At 34.9% G+C, this 22,988-nt stretch carries 18 protein-coding genes; 16 read left to right on the forward strand and 2 right to left on the reverse strand.

Translation table 11 applies throughout. The features are described 5' to 3' along the window. Nucleotides 1-45 precede the first annotated feature (45 nt). Nucleotides 46-738 (forward strand): alpha/beta hydrolase, encoded by a 693-nt coding sequence (locus tag ACP3TL_RS13815; protein ID WP_069833187.1) that lies wholly within the window; start codon nucleotides 46-48, stop codon nucleotides 736-738. Nucleotides 739-973: 235 nt separating this feature from the next. Next, nucleotides 974-2,359 (forward strand): MFS transporter, encoded by a 1,386-nt coding sequence (locus ACP3TL_RS13820; RefSeq protein ID WP_285325730.1) that lies wholly within the window; start codon nucleotides 974-976, stop codon nucleotides 2,357-2,359. 70 nt (nucleotides 2,360-2,429) lie between these two features. Here the strand turns inward: ACP3TL_RS13820 and ACP3TL_RS13825 are convergent, their stop codons facing one another. Continuing rightward, nucleotides 2,430-2,729, reverse strand: coding sequence for a YrhK family protein (locus ACP3TL_RS13825; protein WP_069818176.1), 300 nt, complete (start codon nucleotides 2,727-2,729; stop codon nucleotides 2,430-2,432). 117 nt (nucleotides 2,730-2,846) lie between these two features. Between ACP3TL_RS13825 and ACP3TL_RS13830 the strand changes: the two genes are divergently transcribed. The 3 genes from ACP3TL_RS13830 to ACP3TL_RS13840 all read left to right on the forward strand — a co-directional run bounded on the left by ACP3TL_RS13830 (nucleotide 2,847) and on the right by ACP3TL_RS13840 (nucleotide 6,767). Beyond that, on the forward strand, nucleotides 2,847-3,380 hold the full coding sequence (locus ACP3TL_RS13830; RefSeq protein WP_069818177.1) for a methylated-DNA--[protein]-cysteine S-methyltransferase: 534 nt from the start codon (nucleotides 2,847-2,849) through the stop codon (nucleotides 3,378-3,380). A 140-nt stretch (nucleotides 3,381-3,520) separates the two neighbouring features. Then, nucleotides 3,521-5,113: a BCCT family transporter gene (locus tag ACP3TL_RS13835; protein WP_176722999.1), complete on the forward strand. Its 1,593-nt coding sequence runs from the start codon at nucleotides 3,521-3,523 to the stop codon at nucleotides 5,111-5,113. A 301-nt stretch (nucleotides 5,114-5,414) separates the two neighbouring features. After that, nucleotides 5,415-6,767 carry an IS1182 family transposase gene (locus ACP3TL_RS13840; protein ID WP_277575647.1) on the forward strand — a complete coding sequence of 451 codons (1,353 nt, stop codon included), beginning with the start codon at nucleotides 5,415-5,417 and terminating at the stop codon, nucleotides 6,765-6,767. 241 nt (nucleotides 6,768-7,008) lie between these two features. On the opposite strand, the gene ACP3TL_RS13845 is transcribed toward ACP3TL_RS13840, so the two are convergent. Beyond that, nucleotides 7,009-8,178 (reverse strand): hydroxymethylglutaryl-CoA synthase, encoded by a 1,170-nt coding sequence (locus ACP3TL_RS13845; protein ID WP_069818237.1) that lies wholly within the window; start codon nucleotides 8,176-8,178, stop codon nucleotides 7,009-7,011. A 107-nt stretch (nucleotides 8,179-8,285) separates the two neighbouring features. Between ACP3TL_RS13845 and ACP3TL_RS13850 the strand changes: the two genes are divergently transcribed. The 11 genes from ACP3TL_RS13850 (at nucleotide 8,286) to ACP3TL_RS13900 (ending at nucleotide 22,806) form a co-directional block, all read left to right on the forward strand. Then, on the forward strand, nucleotides 8,286-9,440 hold the full coding sequence (locus tag ACP3TL_RS13850) for a thiolase family protein (protein ID WP_069832824.1): 1,155 nt from the start codon (nucleotides 8,286-8,288) through the stop codon (nucleotides 9,438-9,440). Then, nucleotides 9,440-10,720 carry a hydroxymethylglutaryl-CoA reductase, degradative gene (locus ACP3TL_RS13855; protein ID WP_069832825.1) on the forward strand — a complete coding sequence of 427 codons (1,281 nt, stop codon included), beginning with the start codon at nucleotides 9,440-9,442 and terminating at the stop codon, nucleotides 10,718-10,720. Before ACP3TL_RS13850 ends, ACP3TL_RS13855 begins: the two co-directional genes overlap by 1 nt. A 243-nt stretch (nucleotides 10,721-10,963) precedes the next feature. After that, on the forward strand, nucleotides 10,964-11,938 hold the full coding sequence (locus ACP3TL_RS13860; protein WP_069832826.1) for an SMP-30/gluconolactonase/LRE family protein: 975 nt from the start codon (nucleotides 10,964-10,966) through the stop codon (nucleotides 11,936-11,938). Between the two features lie 294 nt (nucleotides 11,939-12,232). Beyond that, complete coding sequence (nhaC, locus tag ACP3TL_RS13865; RefSeq protein WP_069832827.1) at nucleotides 12,233-13,702, forward strand: Na+/H+ antiporter NhaC; 1,470 nt, start codon at nucleotides 12,233-12,235, stop codon at nucleotides 13,700-13,702. A gap of 342 nt (nucleotides 13,703-14,044) precedes the next feature. Beyond that, complete coding sequence (gene cidR / locus ACP3TL_RS13870; RefSeq protein WP_069832828.1) at nucleotides 14,045-14,920, forward strand: cidABC operon transcriptional activator CidR; 876 nt, start codon at nucleotides 14,045-14,047, stop codon at nucleotides 14,918-14,920. Nucleotides 14,921-15,266: 346 nt separating this feature from the next. After that, nucleotides 15,267-15,653 (forward strand): CidA/LrgA family protein, encoded by a 387-nt coding sequence (locus ACP3TL_RS13875; RefSeq protein ID WP_002511542.1) that lies wholly within the window; start codon nucleotides 15,267-15,269, stop codon nucleotides 15,651-15,653. Next, the gene (locus ACP3TL_RS13880; RefSeq protein ID WP_069818243.1) at nucleotides 15,654-16,340 is read left to right on the forward strand and encodes an LrgB family protein; all 687 of its coding nucleotides are present in this window, start codon (nucleotides 15,654-15,656) and stop codon (nucleotides 16,338-16,340) included. It abuts the gene before it with no gap. A gap of 92 nt (nucleotides 16,341-16,432) precedes the next feature. Further along, nucleotides 16,433-18,175 carry a pyruvate oxidase gene (locus tag ACP3TL_RS13885; protein ID WP_069818244.1) on the forward strand — a complete coding sequence of 581 codons (1,743 nt, stop codon included), beginning with the start codon at nucleotides 16,433-16,435 and terminating at the stop codon, nucleotides 18,173-18,175. Between the two features lie 359 nt (nucleotides 18,176-18,534). Then, nucleotides 18,535-18,903, forward strand: a complete 369-nt coding sequence (locus ACP3TL_RS13890) for an ArsR/SmtB family transcription factor (protein ID WP_069833191.1) — start codon at nucleotides 18,535-18,537, stop codon at nucleotides 18,901-18,903. Next, nucleotides 18,896-21,067 carry a heavy metal translocating P-type ATPase gene (locus ACP3TL_RS13895; RefSeq protein WP_069833192.1) on the forward strand — a complete coding sequence of 724 codons (2,172 nt, stop codon included), beginning with the start codon at nucleotides 18,896-18,898 and terminating at the stop codon, nucleotides 21,065-21,067. The genes ACP3TL_RS13890 and ACP3TL_RS13895 overlap by 8 nt, the downstream gene beginning before the upstream one ends. A 344-nt stretch (nucleotides 21,068-21,411) precedes the next feature. Continuing rightward, entirely contained in the window at nucleotides 21,412-22,806 is a 1,395-nt protein-coding gene (locus ACP3TL_RS13900) for a YfcC family protein (protein ID WP_285325728.1), read from the forward strand. Nucleotides 22,807-22,988 lie beyond the last annotated feature (182 nt).

The following is a 22,988-nucleotide window of genomic DNA, read 5'->3' on the forward strand; positions in this document are numbered from 1 at the left end:
AATCACCTGAGGTCAAAGCGGTGAATAGGAAGAGGGTTGATTGCTATGAATATAAGAAATTTCAATATTCGTTTTCAACACCATGATATTAAAGTGAAATTACCTAAAGGATATTTTAAGCGTAAAGCTGGTCCATATCCTTTAGTCGTTGTTCAAGATAGCGATGATTTATTTAAGGATATTGAACGAGAAGTCATATTTGTTGGGTTACTGCCAAATGATGATGATACAATTTATGCGCCTTGGCAAGATGTAGTTAAGGATGAAGCATTTTATAGAGCAGCGGATGATTATATCTTATGGATTTCTGATGAATTGTTGCCTTATTTAAAAAAATGTTTCCATATATCTGAACAACGTAGGGATATAAGTATTGCTGGGGCGTCACTAGGTGGATTAGTTGCGCTTTATGCTTTATTCAAGAAACCTGATGCTTTTGGCACATATATACTGCTTTCACCTTCAATATGGTATCCAGGCTTTCTAACATTTATGAAGCAACAACATATTATTAAAGCAGAAGAACATGTTTACTGGTACATTGGCATGCTTGAAGATGAGCAACATCCAGATATCAATACCAATATCTTAGCTCAAACTGAGCAAGGCGTAGACATTTTAAATGAACTCTTAATTTCTGAACAAATGTCATTTCACTTCGTTACAAGTAGTAAAGGGCTACATCAGAAAATGTATTTTAAAAAATACTTTAATAAAGCGGTAAAAAAATTATTTTAGTTAATATACCCACGAAAATATGACAAATTATAGTCATTAGTTATCAGAAAATTCAAAATAACGGCATGTAAATTCTGACCTTTATGTTTAATTAATGATAATATTTAAAGTGTAAGAAATTTTAAAAGAAATCATCGTGCACTAAAATGTGTAATAATCTCATTTGTAAAATACGAATACAAGTGTCTTTTGAAATTCTAACTTTATATTATTAACAAACATAGGGGATGCTTTTATGGTAGAAAAAATGAAACAAATTTCAGGGGGTAAATTGTTGACGGGTATTGTATTATCAATATTAACTTATTGGTTATTTGCCCAATCATTTTTAAATATTGGCCCTCAAATCCAGTCAACTTTTGGAGCTAGTCCAGGTATAGTCAATATTTCTATAAGTTTAACGTCATTTGTTACCGGTGTGTTTATGGTAGTAGCTGGTAATATTTCAGATAAATTTGGTAAGGTAAAGATGACACGTATTGCACTCATACTAAGTATCGTTGGTTCACTTATGCTTATCGTCTCAGGTAACGTTGTATTACTGATTCTAGGTAGAGTTGTGCAAGGTTTATCAGCAGCAATTATCATGCCAGCGACGATTTCCATCGTCAATGACTTTTTTGAAGGGGACGAAAGACAAAAAGCATTGAGTTTTTGGTCAATTGGTGCGTTTGGTGGTACAGGTTTATCATCCTTCTTTGCAGGAGCGATGGCAACGTTTATATCATGGCAATCTATTTTTATTTTGTCGATTATATTATCGCTTGTAGCGATGATGTTATTAAAACATTTACCAGAAAGTGAATTAATTAAAGACAAAACAAATCGTTTTGATTATGTTGGACTGACAATATTTGTGATTATGATCGCGAGTATTAGTTTTGTCATTACGCAAGGGTATAAAATGGGGTGGCTGAGTACACCGACATTAGTATTATTAGCTGTCTTTATCATATGTGTATTTATGTTCTTCAAAGTAGAACGTGGCAAAAAAGTGCCGTTTATCGATTTGGAATTATTTAAAAACAAACCTTATATAGGCGCAGTACTTGCAAACTTCTTACTTAACACAGGCGTTGGCGTCATTGCTTTATTTAATATGTATGCGCAAGGTGGATTGAAATTTAGTGCGTTCCAGGCAGGTTTACTTACTTTACCGTACTTAATTACACTTCTTATTGTTGTGCGTTTAGGTGAAAAGAGTATTAAAAGATTTGGTGCGAAACGTGCGTTGGTTATCGGACCAATATTTACAGCAATAGGTATATTATTATTTAGTTTAACGTTCTTTGGTACCTCAGGATATATCGTTGTAGCGTTAATTGCATCAGTCTTTTTTGGTGGGGGTACAGGTCTCTTTGCAACACCTGCATTGAGCACTGCAGTTTCAACTACACCACCAGAAAAAGTGGGCGTCGCTTCTGGTATATTTAAAATGGGCTCAACACTTGGTGGCGCCTTTGGTATTGCGATTATGACTTCTATTTACACAGCGATTACGCAAAGCGGACAAAGCGTACATACAGCGGCAACAACAGGTTTTATCGTTGGTGCTTGTATCGTTGGTTGTGGTGTTCTAGCAAGTGCATTAATCATACCAACACGTAAAATAAATACGTAAATATTAAAATTAAAGACCATTGTAACGTTATCGTTGCAATGGTCTTTGTTATGTTGAATGATAAAATACACTATTCATCATGCATTTCTGATTTTTTATATTTATGTGCCAAATGTAGATCATGCGACAATGCAATAAGCGGTCTAACCGTCATCTGTACACTACCGATTACAAACAGTATTGTACCTAATGTGACAGTAGAATCACTAAAAAATAAAAAACTACCTATTAAGAATATGATGCCAAGAACAACATCGTTTAATTGGTATAGTGCCTTATAAATCATTGTGAGACGTTCAGATCTTTGAGGTGTATTAAAATTTAAATCAGCACTTTTATTAATAGGGTTTTGTTGATTTGATTTAGACATAGAAAAGGCCTCCCATACATATCTTGAGTTGTCTTACTCATTCCCTTAATGGTTTACATAAAACCAAGAAAGATTTATGATAAAACAAATTCAGAAGGACAGAAAGAGGGGAGCATCATGCATTATAAAAGATACTATCAAGCACCTATCGGACGCATTGCAATAACATCTGACGGAGAGCATATCACTGGCTTGTGGCTACCCAATCAAACCGATTTCGAATTAAAATATGATGATAAGTTAGTTGAAACAGAACAACCGATCTTTGATAAAGTAGAACGTTGGTTAGACGCGTATTTCTCAGGAAATATTCCGGAAATTGATTTTCCTTTAAAAGCGTCAGGTACGGAATTTCGTGAACAAGTCTGGGCAGCACTTTTAGAAATACCCTATGGCAAGACAGTAACTTATGGAGAAATCGCACAAATAATAGGGAAAAAAAGAGGTAAAACCCAAATGTCGTCACAAGCAGTGGGTGGTGCAGTAGGCAACAATCCAATTTCAATTATCATTCCCTGTCATAGAGTTGTTGGTAAAGATGGTAGCTTAACAGGTTATGGTGGCGGCATTGATACCAAAATCGAGTTACTTAAATTAGAAAAAATGGATATGGATGCATTTTATAGACCGAAATACAGTACGAAGCCTTGAGCCCGTGGTATTGAGAAGTAAATTATTTTTTTCAAAAACCACTCTTAAATACGCTTGTAAGTTGTAAAAAATCTCTAACTAAGTTGATAATTTAACTCAGTATGGTATTCTATTACACGTCTTTGCTAAAAATTTAAGGGATGGTGAGCATTTTGCCAAAAGAGAAAAAACAATTTTCAAGTGTATTTATATATTCAGCTGCCATCATAGGATTACTTGTTTTGGTTGGCGCAATTTTCCCACAACAATTTGGGAGTATTACAGGTAGTGTGTCTACTTGGGTTTCAGATACATTCGGTTGGTATTATATGTTGTTATATACTGTAATATTAGGCTTTTGTGTGTTTCTAGCATTTAGCCCAATCGGTAAATTAAAGCTAGGTAAGCCATCTGACAAACCTGAGTTTCATACGGTGTCATGGTTAGCAATGTTATTTAGTGCAGGTATGGGGATAGGTTTAGTATTTTATGGCGCGTCAGAACCTATTTCACATTATTTAGCGCCACCAACAGCAGATCCAGAAACGAAAGCTGCAATGGGTGAAGCATTTCAAGGCACGTTAATGGATTACGGTTTTCATCCTTGGGCTGTGTACGGTATTGTTGCGTTAGCACTAGCGTATTCCCAGTTTCGTAAAGGAGAAAATGGTCTAATTTCAAAAACGTTGCGTCCTATCTTAGGGGATAAAGTAGATGGACCTATTGGAACTTTTGTTGATGTATTAGCAGTTTTTGCAACAGTAATTGGTGTTGCGGTTTCGTTAGGTATAGGTGCGATTCAAATTAACGGTGGTCTAAATTATTTATTTGGCATACCAGCTAATTCATTAGTTCAAGGTATTATTATTGCAGTGGTTACTGTCTTATTTTTATATAGTGCGTGGAGTGGTTTAAGTAAAGGTATCCAATATTTAAGTAATTTAAATATGGTATTAGCAGGCTTACTACTTGTAATCGTTTTTATAGTGGGACCAACACTACTCATTTTAAATATGATGACAAGCAGTACAGGAGACTATTTAAATACCATTGTATTTAACAGTTTTGATGTTGCTCCATTAAACGAACAAAAGGCGACTTGGTTACAATCTTGGACGATATATTATTGGGGTTGGTGGTTGAGTTGGAGTCCATTCGTTGGTATATTTATCGCTCGAATTTCAAAAGGACGTAGTATTAGAGAATTTATTATTGCAGTATTAGGTGTACCTACAGTAATCAGTATTATATGGTTCAGTGCTTTTGGTGTAACAGGTATCACAGTGGGTCAATCACACTCTAAAATATTTGAAATGCCGCCTGAGACTCAACTCTTTGGAATCTTTAATGAGTTACCCTTTGGGTTTATCCTTTCAATCATTGCTTTAGCGCTTATTGCATCATTCTTTATTACCTCTGCAGATTCAGCGACTTATGTATTAGGTATGCAGACTGCACATGGTACGTTAAACCCTTCAGGTTTTGTTAAAATTGTCTGGGGCTTAGCATTAGCAGCTATTGCATATGTCTTATTATTAGCTGGTGGGGATACTGGTTTAGACGCCTTACAATCAGCTGCCATTATATCCGCACTGCCGTTTAGTTTTGTAGTGATATTAATGATGATTGCTTTATATAAAGATGCAAACAAAGAACGGAAATATCTAGGTTTGACATTACAGCCCAATAAAGAGCGATACGAAGCATATACTCGTAAGATTGAACAAGAACAACAACAACAAGCAGAAAAATAATTACGTTATAACATGATACGTACATAAAACAGAGGAGATACAGTCGTAAATTGACAAATATCTCCTCTGATTTTGTTTATTGAATAAAAAGAAAAGCACATTCATTTTGATGAATGTGCTTTCAGAGTGTCGACAAAGTCTCCGACTTTGTTGGCACTTTTTTGTGCACGCTTTCCGCGGGCACAGCCTCAGCCTGTAGTCTTCGGCTAGTGCTTTTCCCGCAGGAGTCGGCACAAATTACTGCCGTTTTTTAAACAAAAATAATATAATATATTTAAATTAAACAGTGGTGGTGTTTGTAATGTTGAATAAATCAATCGATAAAAGAGATCAATATGAAATGATTTCAATATCGGAATTAGTTCCTAGTAATCACTTATTACGTAGAGTAGATAATATATTGGATTTAAATTTCATTTATGAACTTGTCGAAGACAAATATTGTCTTGATAATGGAAGACCATCAATTGATCCTGTAATTTTAGTTAAGATATTACTTATTCAAAGATTATTTGGAATAAAGTCAATGAGACAAACGATAAAAGAAATAGAAACGAACGTAGCTTACCGTTGGTATTTAGGTTATAGCTTTTTAGATAAAGTACCTCATTTCGGTACATTTAGTAAAAACTATACACGTCGTTTTCATGATACAGATTTATTTGAACAAATATTTGAAAGAATTCTTAAAATCGCAATCAAAAATAATTTAATAGATCATACATCTTTATTCATTGATTCAACACATATAAAGGCAAACGCAAATAAAAATAAATATATAACTGAATTAGTGAAAAAAGATTCTCTTCATTTCCAAGAAGAATTAGATAATGAAATTAATGAACAAAGATTAACTCAAGGAAAAAAGCCTATAAAAAAGAAAAAGAAGAAGGAATACAAAAGTAAAAAAATAAGTACGACTGATCCAGACTCTGGTTACTATGTAAAAGGAGAACGCGAAAAACAATTTGCTTATAGCTTACATGCTTGCGTAGATAGAAACGGCTTTATCATAGATAAACACGTGACACCTGGTAATGTTCATGATAGTACACAACTCAAAACAATGATTGAAAGATTAGAAGTGAAAAATATGTTGCCCATCACATTAGCTGTTGATTCTGGATACAAAACACCTTTTAACGCGCATTACTTACTTGAAAAAACGATTATCCCAGCAATGCCTTACACGAGACCTAAAGGAAAACCAGGTTATTTTAGAACTAAGGATTTCATCTACGATGAATACTATGATAATTATATTTGTCCTAACGATGAAACATTGATATTTAAACGAACAATGCCAACAGGTCACAGATTGTATGTATCCAATCCTAATAAATGCCGTCATTGTCCTTTGTTAAATCAATGTACAGAGAGTAAAGATGCTATCAAACAAATAAGACGACACGTATGGCAAAATGATTTAGATATAGTTGAAGATTTGAGATTTGTTGATACTATAAAAACTCAATATAAATTGCGAAGCCAAACAATTGAAAGAAGATTTGGAGATGCAAAAGAACAGCATGGTATGAGATGGACACGATATAGAGGTATCAAAAAAGTTTCCATGGATACCACGCTGATTTGTGCTGCCATGAATCTTAAGAAAATGGCAATGTGGCTCATAAAAGGGCCAGAAATGGTCTGAAAGACCACTTTTATTTTTAAAATTAAGTTATATTTATAAAAAAATAAACCAAATGCCTTTACAGCAAATGGTTTGTCTACGTTCTGAAAGCACATTCATTTTGATGAATGTGCTTTTTTATATACATAAATTTATCTAAATTCAGTTAAGACGTCTCAGCACATAATTTAAAGGCATAAGCTAAATATGATAATTTAAATCTGAAATCACTTAATCATGATACGATTAAGTGATTTCAGATTTAATTTAAGGTATTATAATTACGGATATGATCATTAATACTTTCAAGATAGAAAATATTCTTTTGCTCATCAGCTAATTCAGTTTCGTGATCGAATTCTAAATTATCAAAACGTTTGAAGAAAGATTCATATGTTTCAACTGAAACTTCAGTACGGTTGTTTAAAAGGTCTTTATGTCCTTGAATATCAAGTGCATCTTGGTAGCCTTTTACAATTTTACCACTAAAGAACTCGCCTACAGAACCAGAACCATAACTGAATAGTCCGATTGTATCATCTGCAGACAGGTCATGTGTTTCTAATAATGAAATCAAACTTAAGTATAAAGAGCCAGTATAGATGTTACCTACATAACGATTATAATATGTAGCATCTTCATAACCAGAAGTTAAGCGCGCTTTTGTTTGTTCATCAACAGAATCTGTTAAAATTGAGTCAAGTGCTTTTTTACCCATTTTAGTAAATGGTACGTGGAAACATAATGATTTAAAATTATCTAATGTTTTATTGTAGCGACGAGCATATTCATTCCAGCTTTCTTGGAACGAATGAATGTAAGCATCTTTAGATAATGCACCATCAACGAGAGGATATGGTTGGCCACTTGGACGCCAAAAATCATAGACATCTTCAGTGAAGGCAACTGCGTCATCATTTAGTTCAAGAATACGTGGGTTTTGTGATATTATCATAGCAACTGCACCTGCACCTTGTGTAGGTTCGCCACCAGAGTTTAAACCGTAACGTGCAGTATCGCTAGCGATAACTAATACTTTTTCATCTGGACGTTGCGCTAAATAATCTTTAGCTAATTGAATTGCTGGTGTTGCAGCATAGCAAGCTTCTTTCATTTCAATACAACGTGCAAATGGTTGAATGCCAAGCAAGTTATGTATTTGTACTGCTGAAGCTTTCGCAGAATCTATTGCTGATTCTGTTGCAACAATAACCATACTGATTTGTTTTTTATCTTCATCAGTAACGATGTCTTTTGCGGCATTTGCGCCCATTGTAACAATATCTTGGCTTACTGGACTAACTGCCATTTCATTTTGGCCAATGCCAAGTAGAAATTTATTTGGGTCAACTTGGCGTGATTCTGCAAGTTTAGCCATATCTACATAAAATCTTGGAACGTAAAAATTAATTTGATCAATACCAATTGTCATAAAGCGTATCGACACCTTTCTATATATAAATAAGCACCTGTATCATACCAAATCACGCTTATAAAATACAATGATTTAAAATTAACTGTAAATAAAGGAGATTGAAAATGAATAAAATAGCAATCGTAAGTGCAAAACGTACACCAATTGGAAGATTTAAAGGGAAGTTAAGTAATTATTCAGCAGTTGAACTCGGAAAGAAAACATTAAAAGCAGCGATAGAAGCAATTAAATTGGATCCAAATACAATAGATCAAGTCATTTATGGCAATGTGTTACAAAGTGGAAGTGGACAAAATCCAGCGCGTCAAATTAGTATCAATGCAGGTGTACCGAATACAACGCCAGCTATGACAATTAATGAAGTTTGTGGCTCAGGACTAAAATCAATTATCCTTGGTAAACAAGCGATCCAATTGGGAGAAGCGAAAGTAGTTGCAGTTGGTGGCGTAGAAAGTATGACGAACGCACCACAACTTATTTTAAAAGAGGGAGAATCACCTGTTCAAAGCTTTATGCATGACGGTTTAACAGATGCTTTTTCAAATGTGCCAATGGGCATTACAGCAGAAAAAATAGCTGAGAAATACGATGTGACACGTGAACAACAAGATAAATTTGCAAATGATTCTCATCAAAAAGCACATCAAGCGACTGAAGAGGGTAAATTTGATAATGAAATTGTACCGTTAAAAGACGTAAATGGTGAATGGATGACAAGTGATGAAGGTATACGTGGTAATACGAGTATAGAAAAACTTGCAACTTTAAAAACAATTTTCAAAGAAAATGGCACAGTTACTGGTGGTAATGCTTCTAGTATTAATGATGGTGGTTCAACGATTATCTTAATGGACGCAGCTTATGCAAAAGAACAAGGACATGAAATTTTAGCACTTCTAGGAGAGCATGCTGAAATAGGTTGTGACCCCGATTATATGGGTTATGCACCCTATCATGCAGTTACAAAATTATTAGATAAGACAGGTAAACATATTGATGATGTAGATGTTGTTGAAATGACTGAAGCATTTGCATCACAAAGTATTCCTGTTCGAGATAATTTAGGCATAGCTGAAGAAAAACTCAATCTATATGGTGGTGCGATTGCGTTGGGTCATCCAATCGGTGCAACTGGTACACGCTTGGTGACGACACTTGTGAATGTATTGTCTCAAGAGGGTAAACAAAGTGGTATCGCTACTGCTTGTATTGGCGGCGGCTTAGGTATAGCACTAGAAATTGAAAAGGGGAATAAATAATGGAAGCGTTAGATAAGTCATTTCGTCATTTATCTCGTGAAGAGAAATTAGAGCAACTCGTTCAAAAAGGTTGGTTAAGTAATGAAAATAAAGCGGTATTGCTAAATAACCCACTTATTCCTGAAGAGATTGCGAATAGTCTAATTGAAAATGTGATTGGCCAAGGTTCTTTACCTGTAGGATTACTACCAGAAATTATTGTTGATCAAAAAGCATATGTCGTGCCAATGATGGTAGAAGAACCTTCAGTTGTTGCGGCTGCAAGCTATGGCGCTAAACTTGTCAATCAAACGGGCGGTTTCAAAGTGGTATCTAGTGAACGCTTAATGATTGGCCAAATTGTTTTTGATGGCGTAAATGATACACAGGCACTTGCACAAAAAATTAATCAGCTAGAACCACAAATCAAACAAATTGCTGACGAAGTATATCCTTCAATTATAGAAAGAGACGGGGGCTACCGCCGCATAGAAATCGACACGTTTTCAGCGGAAGGCTTATTGTCATTAAAAGTATTTGTAGATACAAAAGATGCTATGGGCGCGAACATGCTGAATACAATTTTAGAAGGTATTACAGCTTATTTAAAAAATGAATTAGACAATATTGATATTTTAATGAGTATTTTATCTAACCATGCGACAGCGTCTGTAGTTAAAGTGCAAGGTGAAATTGAAGTTTCCGCTTTATCCAAGGGTGGCCGCAATGGACAAGCAGTAGCGAAACGTATGGAACGTGCTTCTGTATTAGCTCAAGTAGACATTCACCGTGCAGCGACGCATAATAAAGGTGTAATGAATGGCATCCACGCTGTTGTCTTAGCAACAGGTAATGACACACGTGGTGTTGAAGCAACTGCACATGCATATGCAAGCAAAGATGGGCAGTATCGTGGCTTAGCAACATGGCATTATGATGAGCAACGTCAGACATTAGTTGGGACGATTGAAGTTCCTATGACATTAGCGACAGTCGGTGGCGGTACAAAAGTGTTACCAATTGCTAAAACAGCGCTAGATTTAATGAAAGTAGATTCCGCTGAACAACTTGGACATGTAGTTGCTGCTGTTGGCTTGGCACAAAACTTTGCTGCTTGTCGTGCATTAGTGTCAGAAGGCATCCAAAAAGGACATATGAGCTTACAGTATAAATCATTAGCCATTGTCGTGGGTGCAGAAGGTAAAGAAATCGCACAAGTCGCAGATATGTTGAAAGATGAGCCAAGAGCCAATACAGCTACAGCACAGCAATTGTTAGATCAATTAAGAGAGAACGAATAGAAGTAGCGTATATAAAGCACTTTCAATTTGATAGTTATCATTGAATCATAGTTGGATATATTAGGGGGAGACACAATAATGTCTCCCCCTTTTTAGCGTGCTTAGTCTGAAGAAAAATAGATGTCCCTGATTAAAATGTTATAACGTTATTTTTATTACGCAATGCTACGGTTATGATTTTATTTTAAGAAAATACTATCATATACTTGTGATATAAGAAAAAGTAGAAAAGGGGTATGAATAATGGAAAACAACAACATTCCGACATTATCGTATAAAGGGAATGCAAGTACAGCTGTGCCAATACTTGCACATGAAGCGGATATCCAAACGGTTACGGCAGAACAATGGTTAAAAATCTCTGATGAGGGTTTACAACTTGAAGGGCTATGTTTTGATAAAGATGGGAATCTGCTTTTATGTGAAGTATTTGGGGGCACAATCTTTCACGTAGCTTTACCAGAGAAAAAAGTGACAACACTATTTCAATCACAAAAACAAAATCCAGCAGCAGTTAAAATACATAAAGATGGAAGGCTTTTTGTTTGCTATTTGGGAGATTTTGAAAGCTCAGGAGGCATCTTCGCAGTAGATTCAGAAGGAGAACAAGAAGTTCCAATTGTTTCAGATATTGATACTGAATATTGCGTTGACGATTTAGTATTTGATAGTAAAGGTGGATTTTATTTTACAGATTTCCGTGGTTATTCTACAAACCCTAAAGGTGGCGTATATTATGTGTCATCAGATTATAAAACGATTACACCTGTTATTCAGAATCTTGCTGTGGCCAATGGTGTGGCCTTAAGTACTGATGAAAAAACATTGTGGGTTACAGAGACAAATGCAAATCGATTACATCGAATAGATTTATTGGATGATGGTGTTACGATTGCGCCATTTGGTGCCTCTATTCCTTATCACTTCACAGGACATGAAGGCCCAGACTCTTGTTGCATTGATAGCGATGACAACCTTTATGTGGCAATGTATGGCCAAGGAAGAGTACTTGTTTTTAATAAAAAAGGCTATCCAATAGGTCAAATCTTGATACCAGGACGTGACCAAGGACACATGTTGAGATCAACGCATCCTGCCTTTATTCCTGGCACAGATCAATTAATTATTAGTGCGAACGATATAGAAATGGGTGGGGACTCTTGGTTATTTACTGCTAAAGGTTTTGCTAAAGGCCATCATAGTTATCAATTTCATTAATTTTCAACTGAATAAATAGATATAGAAAAAATGTAACTTCGACTCGGAGTTACATTTTTTCTATATTAATGTTCTTAATACGTAGTAATGCCCTTTAATAAAAATCGGGAAATATAATTTGGCGTATCATTTTATAAAAAAAAGCGAGTTGTAAAAAATAGTGACCTATGTGTATAAAAAAAGTGATTTGGATAATATAAAATAACTACAAATGTGACAATAACTACCTTTAAATAATAAATACGCTGTTGAAAGCGCATAAAAAGTTAAGTATGATATAAAATAACAAAGGGGGTGCCTACTATTTTTAATAAGAAAACTAAAAATAATGGCGAAAAGATTAGGACAAAGAAAGAATTAGGACTTACGTCTGCTTTAATTACTTTAATCATTATGATAACTTCAATGTTATTTACGGTAGCTGTGCTTGAAAAAGAGCCTCATATACCATTAATGATTGGTACGGCAGTTGCGATTATTATAACCATGTTACATGGATACGCGTTTAGCGAAGTAGAAGAAATGATGTATAAGGGGATTCGACATGCGTTACCTGCTATTGTAATCATTATTCTTGTAGGTTTAGTTATTGGTTCGTGGATAGGTAGTGGTGTAGTAGCTACTATGATTTATTACGGACTGCAGTTAATCGACCCGAGATATTTCTTAGTCGTAGTAATTGTACTGTGTGGTATTGTGGCTTTAGCTATAGGTAGTAGTTGGTCCACGATGGCGACAGTAGGGGTAGCATCTATGGGTATTGGCCTGAGCATGGGTATATCACCAGGCATGGTTGCAGGCGCAGTCATCTGTGGTGCTTACTTTGGAGATAAAATGAGTCCATTATCTGATACGACAAATTTAGCTTCTGGTTTGTCTGGTGTTAATTTATTTGAACATATCCAACACATGTTTTTTACGACGATACCAGCTTTGGTAATATCACTAGTCGCATTTTTCTTTATCGGTATACGTTTTGGTGATAAAAATTTTGATACCAAAAATATAGATGAAATACTGACTACGATGCAAGATAGTTTTGTGATTACACCGTGGTTACTCATAGTACCATTGGCAGTTATCGCACTTGTAGTAGTCAAAGTACCAGCAATACCGGCGATTTGCGTAGGTATTATATTAGGGTTCTTCGCGCAACTGTTTATACAAGGTGATTCCATTGTAGAGGGGTTAACAGCACTACAAACAGGTTACACGATTGAATCAGGCAATTCACTGGTTGATGAATTATTTAACCGTGGTGGTTTAGAATCGATGTTCTATACGATTTCACTTACACTTGTCGCAATGACATTTGGTGGCGTACTTGAATATTCAGGCATGTTAACTGCATTAATTTCAGTTATTTTAAAATTTGCTAAAACTACTGGATCATTAATTGCATCTGTAATAGTGTCATGTATTGGTACAAACTTTACATGTTCCGAACAATACATATCCATTATCGTCCCATCTAGAATGTACGCTGGGGCATTTAAAAAGAAAAATTTACATGCTAAAAATTTATCCAGAGCTTTAGAAGATGGCGGTACGTTAACGTCTGTATTTGTACCATGGAATACATGTGGTGTATTTATTGCTTCAACATTAGGTGTGTCTGTTATAGAATATGCGCCTTATGCAATTTTAAATTACACAGTACCAATCATATCTATTATATTTGGATATATCGGTTTTAAAATCATAGGATTAAGTGAAGAAGAAATTGAACAAAATAGAAAAGAAGAAGAAGCGAACTTAACATAATACAGCATTGTGTTTTAAAATCAGTCATCATGTTGATTTGTAACAGTTGTATTTAACACCAGTGTAGTAAGGTAAATAATATAATATGAACTCAGTTTATAGATATATATCTGATTAATTAAAATTATCCGAATATATTGAAAAATAAATGCGCTCCAAAGTTGAATGTAGTTTCAATTTTTAGGAGTGCATTTTTTATGTTTATGGGTTCGTTTTCGATAAGTATTTAAAAATAATAAGGGTCTGTGTGTTAACGTTTTTGTAACGAGTTAATATTGAAATATTGAAATTTAAACGTATACTGGAAAGTATTAATTATGTTTCAAGTAGAGGAGAACGTGCATGGATATTAAACAGATGAAGTATTTTGTTGAAGTTGTAAACCAAAATAGTATGACAAACGCTTCCAAATCTTTATATATTGCTCAGCCAACAATTAGTAAAGCGATAAAAGATTTAGAAAAAGAATTGAACATGACACTTTTCGATCGCAGTAAACGACAACTTGCATTGACTGATGCAGGAAGAGTGTTTTATCAAAAAAGCAAAGAAATTTTAACACTCTATAATGATTTGCCTAGAGAGGTTAATAGTCTACTTGGTTTAGAAACAGGTCATATCAGTATAGGTTTATCTGCAGTGATGAACATGAATAAGTTTATTCATATACTTGGTGAGTTTCATCAGAAATATCCAAATGTAACATACAATTTAGTGGAAAATGGCGGGAAGATGATTGAGACTCAGTTAATTAAAGATGAGCTTGATATTGGTATCACCACAATTCCAGTAGATCAGTCCATTTTTCATTCTGTGTTACTATACGAAGAAGAATTGAAACTCGTATTGAATAAAGAGCATAGATTGGCGAATTATGAACAAGTAGATATGAGTATGTTAAAAGATGAGGACTTTATACTATTTAATGAAGATTTCTATTTAAATGACAAAATTATTGAATCGGCTAAAAATTCAGGATTTGTGCCAAATACAATTTCTAAAATTTCTCAGTGGAACTTTATTGAAAATTTATTAAGTGCACATCTTGGTGTGAGTATCTTACCAGAGAATATTGTGAATTTACTTGATGGTAATTTTAAAAGTATAAAAATTGATGACCCAGCAATGCGTTGGGAGTTAGGCGTTATATGGAAGAGGGATAAATATTTAAGCCATGCGACTAAAAAGTGGATTGAATTTATGAAACAACGATTATAAAAAGTACTTACATAGCTTATCGTTTTTCTAGTCAGTCTTGAGAGGGCAGGAAGAAATCAAATTTTGATTTCTTCCTGCCCTTGTTTTGTTTACAACAACGTAAATAATCAAATACAAAGTCATGTAAGTGTTGTGATAACAAAGACTTTTGAATGAAAAGGGTAAATATTAAAAGTTTAATTTTAGTATTTAATATAATGAAATATAATAGACTCAATCGCTTACATGAATAAAAGTAATAGGTTTCATTGATAATCAATATTTTTATTATATTACGTACGGGCTTATACTAGTATATGTAATCAACAAAACACCAAATAAAAATGACGATAAAGGGAGGATAAAAATGCAGATGTCACTAAAGGTAGTTAGAGTTTTATTTCAAATATTAATGATTATGGCTATTACGTATGCTGGAAATGTCTTGCAAAGTGTTCTGCACATTCCAATTGCAGGAAGCATCGTAGGCTTAATCTTATTTTTTCTCTTACTACAATTTAAAATTATCCCATCACAATGGGTTAGTAAAGGTTCGAATTTTTTCTTAACAACTATGGTATTTTTCTTTGTACCGTCCGTTGTAGGCGTCATGGATGTCGTATCTGAGATTAATTTAAATTTCATTTTATTCTTCGCAATGATTATTTTAGGAACTTGCTGTGTTGCTTTAATTTCAGGGTTTATAGCGGAGAAAATGGTTAGAACTACGGAATATGGGAATGGACAAGATTAGATGACACTTTTAAATGGTTTGATAATGATTGTCTTAACAATTGTTATGTATGTTGGAGCTAAAAAATTACAGCAAAAATTTAAAAACCCTTTTTTAAATCCAGCACTCATATCTTCTATTGGTATTATTGCTATCTTGCTTCTATTTAATGTAGATTATCAAGGTTATATGGTTGGCGGTCAATGGATTAACTATCTATTAAACTGTACAGTGGTTTGTTTAGCTTTTCCGTTATATCAGAACCGTCATAAAATATTAAAACATGCCAATATCATATTCAGTAGTGTCTTCTCAGCAGTGATATTAAACTTCGTATTTATCTTCTGCTTGTTGAAAATATTAGGCTATTCAAGAGAAGTTATTATGACGATGTTACCACGCTCTATGACTGCCGCAGTTGGTATAGAAGTTTCAAATCAACTGGGCGGGGTAGATACGATTACTGTTATGTTTATCGTCGCGACAGGATTAATTGGTAGTATATTAGGGTCTTATTTATTAAAAGTGGGAAGATTTAAGACCGCTATTGCAAAAGGTTTAACGTACGGTAATGCTTCACATGCATTTGGTACGGCACAAGCATTTGAAATAGATGGTGAGTCGGGTGCTTTTAGCTCTATCGGCATGATTTTAACAGCCGTATTAAGTTCTATTGTCTTACCGATACTCGTCCTCTTATTATATTAAGTTTTAAAAACAAACTAGATATTTTACTGAAAACAACATCAAAAGAATCAACGATTTAAAATGATTGAAATTTGAAAGGAGCTATTTTAAAAATGGCAAAAATAAAAGCAAATGAAGCATTAGTAAAAGCGTTGCAAGCATGGGATATTGATCATTTATATGGTATTCCAGGAGATTCTATAGATGCAGTCGTAGATAGTTTAAGAACAGTTAGAAATAATATTAAATTTGTTAATGTTAGACACGAAGAAGTAGCAAGTCTAACTGCTTCAAGTTATACAAAATTGACTGGTAAAATTGGGGTAGCATTGAGTATTGGTGGTCCTGGTGTAATTCACTTACTTAATGGTATGTATGATGCAAAAATGGACAATGTACCTCAACTTATTTTAGCTGGTCAAACAGATAGCACGGCTTTAGGTACGAAAGCATTCCAAGAAACAGATATTAGCAAATTAGTTGATGACGTGTCAGTTTATAACCGTCAAATATCTGAAAATGACAAAGATATATTTGGTATTGTCAATGAAGCGATTCGTACTGCATATGAGAAAAAAGGTGTAGCCGTATTAATCTTGCCGAATAACTTATTAACAAATAAAGTTAAAGATACAACAAATACAAAAGTGGACACTGCACCACCAGCACGTGTAACACCAAAACCACGTAGTATTAAAAAAGCAACTAAGCTTATCAATAAAAGTAAACGTCCAGTAGTACTTGTCGGTATGGGTGCTAAACATGCCAAAGATGAACTACTTCAATTTATTGAAGCGGTGAAAATCCCTTCAATTATTACGCTACCTGCGAAAGGTTTATTAGCAGATGCGCATCCTTATAATATTGGTAATCTAGGTAAAATCGGTACGAAAACATCTTACCAAACAATACAAGATGCTGACCTATTAATCATGATAGGTACGAACTATCCTTATGTGGATTATTTACCTAAGAAAAATATTAAAGCAATTCAAATTGATAACAATGCTGAAAATATTGGCCATCGTTTCGATGTGAATGTGGGTATTGTTGGTGACAGTAAATTGTCATTGCTACAATTAACAGATTCAGTTAAACATGTATCAGAGCGTGACTTCTTAACTAAAACATTAGAAAGAAAAGCAACTTGGGATGCATGGATGGCAAAAGATATAGAAGATAACAGTAAGCCAATTAGACCAGAACGTCTAATGGATGCGATTAACCAAGTGAGAACAGACGATGCAATCTTTTCTATTGATGTGGGTACGTCAACAGTATGGTCAACGCGTTATTTAAACTTAACAGTTAACAATAAATTTATTGTATCTAGTTGGTTAGGTACAATGGGTTGTGCATTGCCAGGTGCCATTGCTGCTAAAACTGCATATCCTAACCGTCAAGTTGTCGGTATTGCCGGTGATGGTGCATTCCAAATGGTAATGCAAGACTTTGCAACAGCAGTACAATATGACTTACCAATGACATTCTTTGTATTAAATAACCAACAACTTTCATTTATTAAATATGAACAACAAGCAGCTGGCGAATTAGAATATGCAATTGATTTCACAGATATTGATTACGCAAAATTTGCTGAAAGTTGTGGTGGCGTTGGTTACACATTAACTGATCCAAATAGAATTGATGAAGTAGTTGAAGATGCAATGTCACAAGACCGTCCAACAATTGTCAATGTGTACGTTGATGAAACTGCAGCGCCTTTACCAGGTAAGATTGTGATGGATGAAGCAATGAATTATGGTAAATGGGCATTTAGATCAATTACAGAAGATGGAAAATTAGACCTAGAGGAGTTACCTCCAATGTCTACAGCGGTAAAACGTTTCTTCTAAACTTATATATTATATTAAAGCTACCAATCAATTTTATGCTTGGTAGCTTTCAGAGTGTCGACAAAGTCTCCGACTTTGTTGGCACTTTTTTGTGCACGCTTTCCGCGGGCACAGCCTCAGCCTGTAGTCTTCGGCTAGTGCTTTCCCCGCAAGAGTCGGCACAAATTACTGCCATTTTTTAAACGAAAATAAAATAAAATAATATATTTAAATTAAACAGTGGTGGTAATTTTATTTAGTATGTTACATAAAAATTTTAGTGTTACATATCCTTATACATTAAAGTGAGCACTTGAATGACTATTGAGTTGAATGTATAATAATATTCAAATATATACTTTAATGAGAGGTTGGAGGATATGAATAAAAATGAAACGTGTGAAGTTTTCTGTTATGACGAAAAAAAGGTTGATAAAGTACAGCATGATTTACAAAGTATAGATATTTCCGGTGTTTCTCAACTTTTGAAAGCAATCGCGGATGAAAATAGAGCTAAAATTACTTATGCTTTATGTCAGGAAGAAGAATTATGTGTATGCGATATCTCAAATATCATAGGTGTGACGGTCGCAAATGCCTCTCATCATCTTCGTATGCTTAATAAACAAGGAATACTCAAGTTTAGAAAAGAAGGGAAAATGGCTTTCTATTCGCTGGATGATGAACATATCAAGCAGATTATGATGATGGCGTTAACGCATAGGAAAGAAGTGAGCGCTAATGTCTGAGCAGCAAGACAAAGTAACAAATAAAGAAAGGAGTACATATCGAGTACAGGGTTTTTCATGTGCCAATTGCGCAGGCAAGTTTGAAACTAATGTTAAAAAACTGCCTAATGTACACGATGCAAGCGTTAATTTTGGTGCCTCTCAAATCTCTGTGCAAGGCGAAGCAAGTATTGAGGAATTGGAAAAAGCCGGTGCGTTTGAAAATTTAAAAGTAATACCAAAAACCACAACACGTACAACTTCGAATTCAAAGGATGAACAAGAAGAAAAGATTCCGTTTTATAAGAAACATAGTACATTGATTTATTCGGCGTTATTTATGACGCTGGGTTTCATTTCCATGTTTATTAATGGAAATGAAAATATCGTAACGGCGCTTTTATTTATCACATCAATGATTGTTGGTGGCGCTTCCATGATAACAACTGGTCTCAAGAATTTGATTCAATTAGAGTTCGATATGAGAACATTGATGACAATTGCTGTTATAGGTGGTGTCCTTATCGGTGAATGGGCAGAGGTATCAGTTGTGGTGATTCTATTTTCAATTAGCGAATCATTAGAACGATTCTCCATGGATCGAGCCAGAGCATCGATTACTTCATTGATGGATGTTGCGCCGAACAAGGCTTTAATCAAACGTAATAATCAAGAAATGACTGTACATGTTGATGATATTGTCGTTGGTGACATTATGATTGTAAAACCAGGTCAAAAAATTGCGATGGACGGTATTATAATTGATGGCTACTCATCAATTAATCAATCAGCAATCACTGGTGAATCTGTTCCAGTTGAAAAGTATAAAGATGATGATGTGTTTGCAGGCACATTAAATGAAGAAGGATTTCTAGAAGTAAAAATTACAAAACGAGTTGAAGATACTACAATATCCAAAATTATACATCTCGTGGAGGAAGCACAAGCAGAACGTGCACCGTCACAGGCATTTGTAGATAAATTCGCAAAATACTATACACCTGTCATCATAGCGATTGCGGCAATGGTTACTGTATTGCCGCCCTTATTCTTTGAAGCAAGTTGGGATAAATGGGTATATCAAGGGCTTGCAGTTCTTGTGGTTGGATGCCCATGTGCCCTTGTTATTTCTACACCAATAGCCATCGTATCGGCAATCGGTAATGCTGCGAAGAAAGGTGTACTTGTCAAAGGGGGCATTTACTTAGAAGAAATCGGAGCACTGAAAGCAATCGCATTTGATAAAACTGGTACTTTGACTAAAGGTGTTCCAGTCGTGACTGATTTCAAAGTTATCAATAATCGAGTGAATGAACGTGAAATACTGTCCATTATTGCTGCATTAGAATATCGATCCCAACATCCATTGGCTTCTGCAATTATGAGTAAAGCGAATGTTGAACACATCTCTTATTCAGATATTATTGTAGAAGATTTCTCTTCTATTACAGGTAAAGGTATAAAAGGTAGCATAGATGGTCGTATGACTTACGTTGGAAATTCAAAAATGTTTTCAGAATTATTAACTGCAAACAATGAAAATAAAGTTAGAAATTTAATTTCTTCTCTTCAAGAGCAAGGCAAAACGGTGATGCTAGTAGGAACGGATCAAGGTGTCGAAGCCGTAATCGCTGTGGCTGATGAAGTGCGAGAAACGAGTCAGCAAGCACTGCACAAACTACATCAGGCAAATGTTGAAAATACTGTTATGCTAACAGGTGATAACCAGAATACTGCGGGAGCGATTGGTAATCAAGTTGGTGTTACAGATATAAAAGCAGAGCTTCTACCTGAAGATAAACTTAAGGTAATCAAACAATTAAAATCCAAATATAAACGCGTGGCTATGGTTGGAGATGGTGTCAATGATGCGCCAGCTTTAGCAGCTTCGACAGTCGGTGTCGCTATGGGCGGAGCAGGCACGGATGCAGCACTTGAGACGGCAGATGTAGTATTAATGGGAGATGATTTGAATAAGCTGCCATTTACGATTAAACTGAGCCGTAAAACGCTGAATATCATTAAAGCGAATATTACTTTTGCGATAATAATAAAAATTATCGCATTGCTTTTAGTTATTCCGGGCTGGCTAACGCTTTGGATCGCGATACTTTCAGATATGGGTGCAACGCTACTTGTGGCATTGAATGGTATGAGACTTATGCGAGTTAAAGAAAATGAGTAACAATTAAGTAGACAATTTTTTCGTCAAACAATAAAAGCGAGTATTATCGAACACTTTCGAGAAAGTACATACTCTTGGCTGAAAAGCCATTCCCCCTAAATATAAGTTAAAAGCTTAATTTCTCAAATTTGATGTTGAGAGATTAAGCTTTTTTATATACAATTACAGCGTAAAATATGAACAGAAGTGATTACAGGGTTCCCTGTATCTCGTCTATATATAGTAGGCGTTTTGTATAAAAAAACAATTAACAGAAAAGCTTATTTCACAAAAAATAGGCTATATATGTATATAAATAACAAATAGCGACTGACGTTAGTTTGGGTGAAGAAAGGAAGAGCGTGATGTTCAAATCATTTTTCAAATCAAATCGTTTTAAAACGCCACATACATATGCATTATTATTAATAATTATTGTCTTTTCAAGTTTGCTTACCTACTTGATACCGGCGGTGGAGTTTGAACGTGAGAAAAAAGATGGACAAACCTTGGTTGTTTCAGGATCTTATCAAGAAGTTGAACAACATGGTGTATCATTTTTCGATATATTTAGAGCGATACCTGAAGGATTAATCAGTGGTGGAGAAATTGTATTCTACATCTTTTTAGTAGGTGGCGCATTCGGTATCGTACATAAGACAGGCGCATTTGAAAATGGTGTCAATAAAGCGATGCAAGCATTAGGAACATATAAAGGACTTATGATTCCTTTAACAATGACTATCTTCTCTATCCTAGGGTTTTCTATTGGATTGGCAGAAGAAACGATTATTTTCGTGCCAATCGGTATCATTATAGCTCGAACATTAGGTTATGACGCACTTACAGGTGCTGCAATGGTAATACTTGGGGCAGCCAGTGGATTTATAGGTGGTATGCTCAATCCATTTACAGTCGGTGTAGCGCAATCTGTAGCTGAATTACCCATGTTTTCAGGTTGGGGATTACGGACAATCATCTATCTATTTATTTTAGCAGCCGCGATAATGACAGTAATGCTTTATGCAAGAAAAGTTAAGAAGGATAAAACTAAAAGTCTTGTTTATGAATTGGAACAAGCAGAAGGTGATGTGGAAGCTAAAATGTCCACGCCACGCTTTACGAAAAGACAGGCAATGGGTCTAGGTTTAATTGTTGCAGCGATTGTATTAAACGTATATGGTATTTTTACTTATGGTTGGTCGTTTAATGAAATGAGTGCCAACTTTTTACTCGCTGGTTTATTAGCAGGTTTCATTGGTGGCTTAGGGATGAATGGCACTTTTGATGCAATGATTGAAGGTATGAAAGATATACTATTTGGAGCAATGATTGTCGGTTTTGCTAAAGGTATTATTGTAATTTTAGAGAATGGTCAAGTCATCGATACAATTGTATATGGCATGACAACTTTATTAGCAGATATACCTTCTTCAATGGTAATCATAGCAATGTTTATACTACAATTTTGCTTGAATTTCTTTATACCATCTGGTTCAGGCCAAGCATTAACAACAATGCCCTTAATGGTGCCTATATCTGACTTATTAAACATTAATAGACAAGTTACTGTGCTTGCCTTCCAATATGGCGATGCGATTAGTAATGTTTTATTCCCAACGTCCGCAATTCTGATGGGCGCATTAGCTGTTGGGAAAATTACTTACACACAATGGCTTAAATTTGCGTGGAAATTAATTGTGATATGGGTCGTGATTTGTAGTATCGGGATGTCTATCGCGTTAATAATCGGTTACTAATTGCACGTCATAGTGAAAAGAAGTTATAGCATTTTGAAAAATAGAATGCGAATGGATATTGTATAAATTTTTAACTTAGTATATACTAAATTAAAAGAAATCGTCATATTGCGTGTTACTGGTTAAGCAGGCATGAGCAAACAAAGCGACTATCGGGAATAGTCTGTTTGCTCATGCCTTTT

The organism is Staphylococcus caseorum (genome assembly GCF_049943195.1).
In the GTDB taxonomy this organism is placed as follows: Bacteria; Bacillota; Bacilli; order Staphylococcales; family Staphylococcaceae; genus Staphylococcus; species Staphylococcus equorum_A.

Excerpts from the sequence above, each read along its gene's own strand:
- ACP3TL_RS13815 (WP_069833187.1), top strand. The coding sequence starts at position 46 with ATGAATATAAGAAATTTCAATATTCGTTTTCAACACCATGATATTAAA.
- ACP3TL_RS13820 (WP_285325730.1), top strand. The coding sequence starts at position 974 with ATGGTAGAAAAAATGAAACAAATTTCAGGGGGTAAATTGTTGACGGGT.
- ACP3TL_RS13825 (WP_069818176.1), bottom strand. The coding sequence starts at position 2,729 with ATGTCTAAATCAAATCAACAAAACCCTATTAATAAAAGTGCTGATTTA.
- ACP3TL_RS13830 (WP_069818177.1), top strand. The coding sequence starts at position 2,847 with ATGCATTATAAAAGATACTATCAAGCACCTATCGGACGCATTGCAATA.
- ACP3TL_RS13835 (WP_176722999.1), top strand. The coding sequence starts at position 3,521 with ATGGTGAGCATTTTGCCAAAAGAGAAAAAACAATTTTCAAGTGTATTT.
- ACP3TL_RS13840 (WP_277575647.1), top strand. The coding sequence starts at position 5,415 with ATGTTGAATAAATCAATCGATAAAAGAGATCAATATGAAATGATTTCA.
- ACP3TL_RS13845 (WP_069818237.1), bottom strand. The coding sequence starts at position 8,178 with ATGACAATTGGTATTGATCAAATTAATTTTTACGTTCCAAGATTTTAT.
- ACP3TL_RS13850 (WP_069832824.1), top strand. The coding sequence starts at position 8,286 with ATGAATAAAATAGCAATCGTAAGTGCAAAACGTACACCAATTGGAAGA.
- ACP3TL_RS13855 (WP_069832825.1), top strand. The coding sequence starts at position 9,440 with ATGGAAGCGTTAGATAAGTCATTTCGTCATTTATCTCGTGAAGAGAAA.
- ACP3TL_RS13860 (WP_069832826.1), top strand. The coding sequence starts at position 10,964 with ATGGAAAACAACAACATTCCGACATTATCGTATAAAGGGAATGCAAGT.
- cidR (WP_069832828.1), top strand. The coding sequence starts at position 14,045 with ATGGATATTAAACAGATGAAGTATTTTGTTGAAGTTGTAAACCAAAAT.
- ACP3TL_RS13875 (WP_002511542.1), top strand. The coding sequence starts at position 15,267 with ATGCAGATGTCACTAAAGGTAGTTAGAGTTTTATTTCAAATATTAATG.
- ACP3TL_RS13880 (WP_069818243.1), top strand. The coding sequence starts at position 15,654 with ATGACACTTTTAAATGGTTTGATAATGATTGTCTTAACAATTGTTATG.
- ACP3TL_RS13885 (WP_069818244.1), top strand. The coding sequence starts at position 16,433 with ATGGCAAAAATAAAAGCAAATGAAGCATTAGTAAAAGCGTTGCAAGCA.
- ACP3TL_RS13890 (WP_069833191.1), top strand. The coding sequence starts at position 18,535 with ATGAATAAAAATGAAACGTGTGAAGTTTTCTGTTATGACGAAAAAAAG.
- ACP3TL_RS13895 (WP_069833192.1), top strand. The coding sequence starts at position 18,896 with ATGTCTGAGCAGCAAGACAAAGTAACAAATAAAGAAAGGAGTACATAT.
- ACP3TL_RS13900 (WP_285325728.1), top strand. The coding sequence starts at position 21,412 with ATGTTCAAATCATTTTTCAAATCAAATCGTTTTAAAACGCCACATACA.